This window comes from Shewanella sp. 11B5 (assembly GCF_002836795.1).
In the GTDB taxonomy this organism is placed as follows: domain Bacteria; phylum Pseudomonadota; class Gammaproteobacteria; order Enterobacterales; family Shewanellaceae; genus Shewanella; species Shewanella frigidimarina.
This window is the reverse complement of record NZ_PJAP01000613.1, coordinates 1-3,830: the sequence shown is the minus strand read 5'-3', so window position 1 is coordinate 3,830 and position 3,830 is coordinate 1. Positions and strand designations below refer to the sequence as shown.

Below are 3,830 nucleotides of genomic sequence, written 5' to 3'. Positions count from 1 at the left end.
TGGTTTTCCCCATAGAAGGACGCGCGGCAACAATAATTAAGTCACCAGACTGAAAGCCTGCGGTCATTTTATCTAAATCATTAAAACCACTTGAAACACCTGTAACACCGTTATGAGGATTGTTATAAAGCTGCTCAATCCTATCAACGGTTTTTTCAAGAATGCTTTTAATGTTTTCCGGGCCTTCATTAGCATTGGTACGCATTTCTGCGATTTTAAAGACTTTGGTTTCAGCCAAATCTAATAATGCACTTGAATCACGGCCTTCTGGGTTATAACCCGCATCAGCAATTTCGTGGGCAACGGCAATCATGTCACGTACTACGGCACGTTCTCGCACAATGTCTGCGTAAGATAAAATATTACCGGCACTAGGAGTATTTTTGGCAATTTCGCCTAAGTAAGCAAAGCCGCCTGCATCGTCTAATTGATCTTCAATTTCGAGCTGTTCGGATACGGTAATTAAATCCAGCGGTTGGCCCGACTCCATTAAACGTTGCATAGCCGTGAAAATCATTCGATGAGAACGAGAATAAAAATCTTCTGGCACAACCGCTTCAGAAACACGATCCCACGCTTCAGCATCTAGCATCAATCCACCTAAAACGGATTGTTCTGCTTCAATCGAATGTGGCGGCAACTTTAATGCATTAACTTCTACATCTTTTTGCCTGTTTCTTGCTTTAAAAGCACCTTGCTGTGACATTAACACTCCCAATTTCCAACGACTTTATAAAATATGGTATAACACCGTGGTCTAGCTTAATTTGCCGTCATTACCAACTAGAATAACAGCTCCGTTTAACGGACATAAAATAATTATTTAAGGAAAATACATGCGTACCGCATTCGTTGCAGCACTTGTGCTGACATCTGGTTTAGCCTTTGCCGATGAAGGCCAATGGCAGCCGTATCAAATGCCATCCATTGCCGACAAACTCCTGCAACGTGGTATTGATATTCCCGCATCACAACTGGCCGATTTAGGACAGTACCCAATGAATGCTGTCGTCAGTTTGGGGTATTGTACCGCCAGTTTTGTATCCCCCCAAGGCCTAGTTGTCACAAACCATCATTGTGCTTATCGCGGCATACAATATAACAGCAAAAAAGAACATAATTACCTCGCTGATGGCTTTTTAGCAAACACCCAAGCGGAAGAACCTTCTGCAGGGCCAAACGAACGCTTATACATTACCCAAGAAGTTACCAACGTGACCGATAGCGTTATGGCTAACTTAAGCACAGAACCTTTGGTACGCTTTGAAGATATCCAAGCAAATAAAAAAGCATTAATTAAAGTTTGCGAAACTGATGACAACTACCGTTGCTCGGTTAACAGTTTTCACCACGGCTTAGAATATTATTTAACTAAACAGTTAATCATTCGAGATGTACGCTTAGTGTATGCACCACCCAAAAGTGTTGGCGGCTTTGGCGGCGATATCGACAATTATGAATACCCTCGTCATTCAGGCGATTTTACCTTTTTACGCGCCTATGTGGGTAAAGACGGTAAGCCTGCAACGTTTAAAAAAGGCAATGTGCCATACCAGCCTAAAAGCTACTTAAAAGTAAACGCAGACGGTGTAAAAGCTGGCGATGGTATTTTTGTGGCTGGTTACCCTGGCTCTACCAGCCGTTACAACTTAACCAGCGAGTTACAGTTTGCCAGTGATTGGATATATCCAACCTACGCAAAACGCTACCAGTTGCAAATTGATACTATTACCTTGATGGGCGATGTAGATAAAGATATCGCACTTAAATATGCCGGCACGATGGCTTCCATGGCTAACCGGATGAAAAAACTGAATGGCTTATTAGATGGCTTTAACGCTACTGATATTGTCGGTATTAAACAGCAACGCGAAAATGACTTTCTCGCTTGGCTTAAAAAAGATCCTGGCGCGAACCAAAATCTCATCAGCGATCTTGAAGCACTACTTGCTGAAAAACATCAGCAGATGCAAACCAATTATTTCTTTAAAAATGCTCAATCAAGCGAAATGCTTCAGGCTGCCAGCAAACTGTACCGTTTAGCTAAAGAAAGAAAGAAACCTAATGACCAACGTGAGTCAGGGTTTCAGCTTCGCGATATGAAAATGTTTAAAGCAGCACTTAAACGTATCGATAGCAGCTTCGATCCCGTGGTCGATAAAATTTTATGGCTACAAGACTTACAAGCCTATGTAAGACAACCGTTAAAAACTGAAGTGTTTGATAATGCCTTAAGCAGCTCAGACAATTTTGAACAGCTAGAATCAAAAGTGGAAGGTTTGTATGCATTAACAGAACTCACCGACCAAGCTAAACGTCTGGCGTGGATGAGTAAAAGAGCTGAAGACTTTGAAGTTAGTGATGACCCGTTTATTCGTTTAGCGGTGGCTATTCATGACACTAACATGGCATTGGAAAAGAGTGAAAAGCTACTTGCAGGCAAGCTGTCATCTGTTCGTCCTGAATATATGAAGGCGATTATTGATTATTACAAATCAAATAACTGGCCTGTATACCCAGATGCTAACCGCACATTACGTATTACTTACGGCATGGTTGATGGCTATCAATCTAAAGACGCATTATACAAGCAACCATTTACTCGCTTAGCAGGCATCCTAGCCAAAAATACTGGCGAAGCACCTTACAATGCTCCAGCGAAACTGTTGACGGCGATTAAAGCTGATGACTTAGGTAAACATCGCGTTACATCGGTATATAAGCAGCAAAGCAGTTGTCAATTTATGTCTTGTTTAGACAAACCGGCCGATTTTAACTCTGTACCGGTTAACTTTTTATCAAGTGCTGACACTACTGGTGGTAACTCAGGTTCACCGGTATTAAATGGTAAAGGTGAGTTAGTTGGTCTTAACTTCGACTCAACTTACGAAGCTATCACTAAAGATTGGTTTTTTAACCCGACGATTACCCGTGCCGTACATGTCGATATTCGTTACATTTTGTGGATGATGGATAAAGTTGATCACGCTGATAATTTGATAAAAGAGTTAACCTTAGTGAGCAAGACTAAAGGAGAAGCAAAGGTAGCAACTGAAGCTGTAACTGAAATGCCTACCGAAGCAACGACTGAGGCAGTAACAGTAGTCGCACCTGAAGTGGTAACTGAGGCACCAGCCAAAGCGGTAATTGAAGTAGCGCCCGATGTTGCAATTGAGGTTGCGACTGAAGTTCCTGTCAAAGCGACGACGGAAGCAATAACGGTTGTCGCCCCAGAAGTGGCAACTGAGACACCAGCCAAAGCGGTAATTGGAGTAGCGCCCGATGTTGCAATTAAGGTTGCGACTGAAGTTCCAGCCAAAGCGACGACTGAAGCAGTAACGGTTGTCGCACCTGAAGCAACGGCAGAAGTTGCAACGAAAGTACCGGCCAAAGCGGCTGTAGTAGTACCCCCTAAAGCAGCGACTGAAAAAGAGCCAAACTAACTCTGGTAAACAATATTCCAGTGACCATCAAATAGAGGTTCACTGGAATATTCTCTGGCATTGAAAGATCCCAAACGATTAGCTGCACGGCTTAAAACATATCGTGTTAATAAAGATAGGGATTAAATTGCAGACATAAAAAAACACCGCCCGGAGGCGGTGTTTTTATGGAGCTAAACAGTAATTAAGCTTCTGCTACAATAGCAATCTTAACTACAGCTTTAACTTCAGCGTGCACTTGAACTTCAATTTCGAAGCTACCAGTAGTGCGTAAAGCACCTAAAGGTAAACGAACTTCAGATTTAGCAAGTGCTACGCCAGCTGCAGTAACTGCATCAGCGATATCACGGTTGCCAATTGATCCGAATAATTTACCTTCATCACCTG

3 protein-coding genes are annotated in these 3,830 nt (G+C 42.5%); 1 reads left to right on the top strand and 2 read right to left on the bottom strand.

Annotation, left to right across the window (positions count from 1 at the left end; translation table 11 throughout):
* On the bottom strand, nt 1-706 hold a 706-nt coding region (locus tag CXF78_RS14200), incomplete at its 3' end, for a DnaB-like helicase N-terminal domain-containing protein (RefSeq protein WP_308302258.1).
* Nucleotides 707-836: 130 nt separating this feature from the next.
* On the opposite strand from CXF78_RS14200, the gene CXF78_RS14195 reads away from it, so the two are divergent.
* Nucleotides 837-3,443 carry a S46 family peptidase gene (locus tag CXF78_RS14195; RefSeq protein WP_102037167.1) on the top strand — a complete coding sequence of 869 codons (2,607 nt, stop codon included), beginning with the start codon at nt 837-839 and terminating at the stop codon, nt 3,441-3,443.
* A 184-nt stretch (nt 3,444-3,627) separates the two neighbouring features.
* On the opposite strand, the gene rplI is transcribed toward CXF78_RS14195, so the two are convergent.
* On the bottom strand, nt 3,628-3,830 hold a 203-nt coding region (gene rplI / locus CXF78_RS14190), incomplete at its 5' end, for a 50S ribosomal protein L9 (RefSeq protein WP_102037166.1).

Coding starts and splice junctions, on each gene's coding strand:
- CXF78_RS14195 (WP_102037167.1), top strand. CDS start 837: ATGCGTACCGCATTCGTTGCAGCACTTGTGCTGACATCTGGTTTAGCC.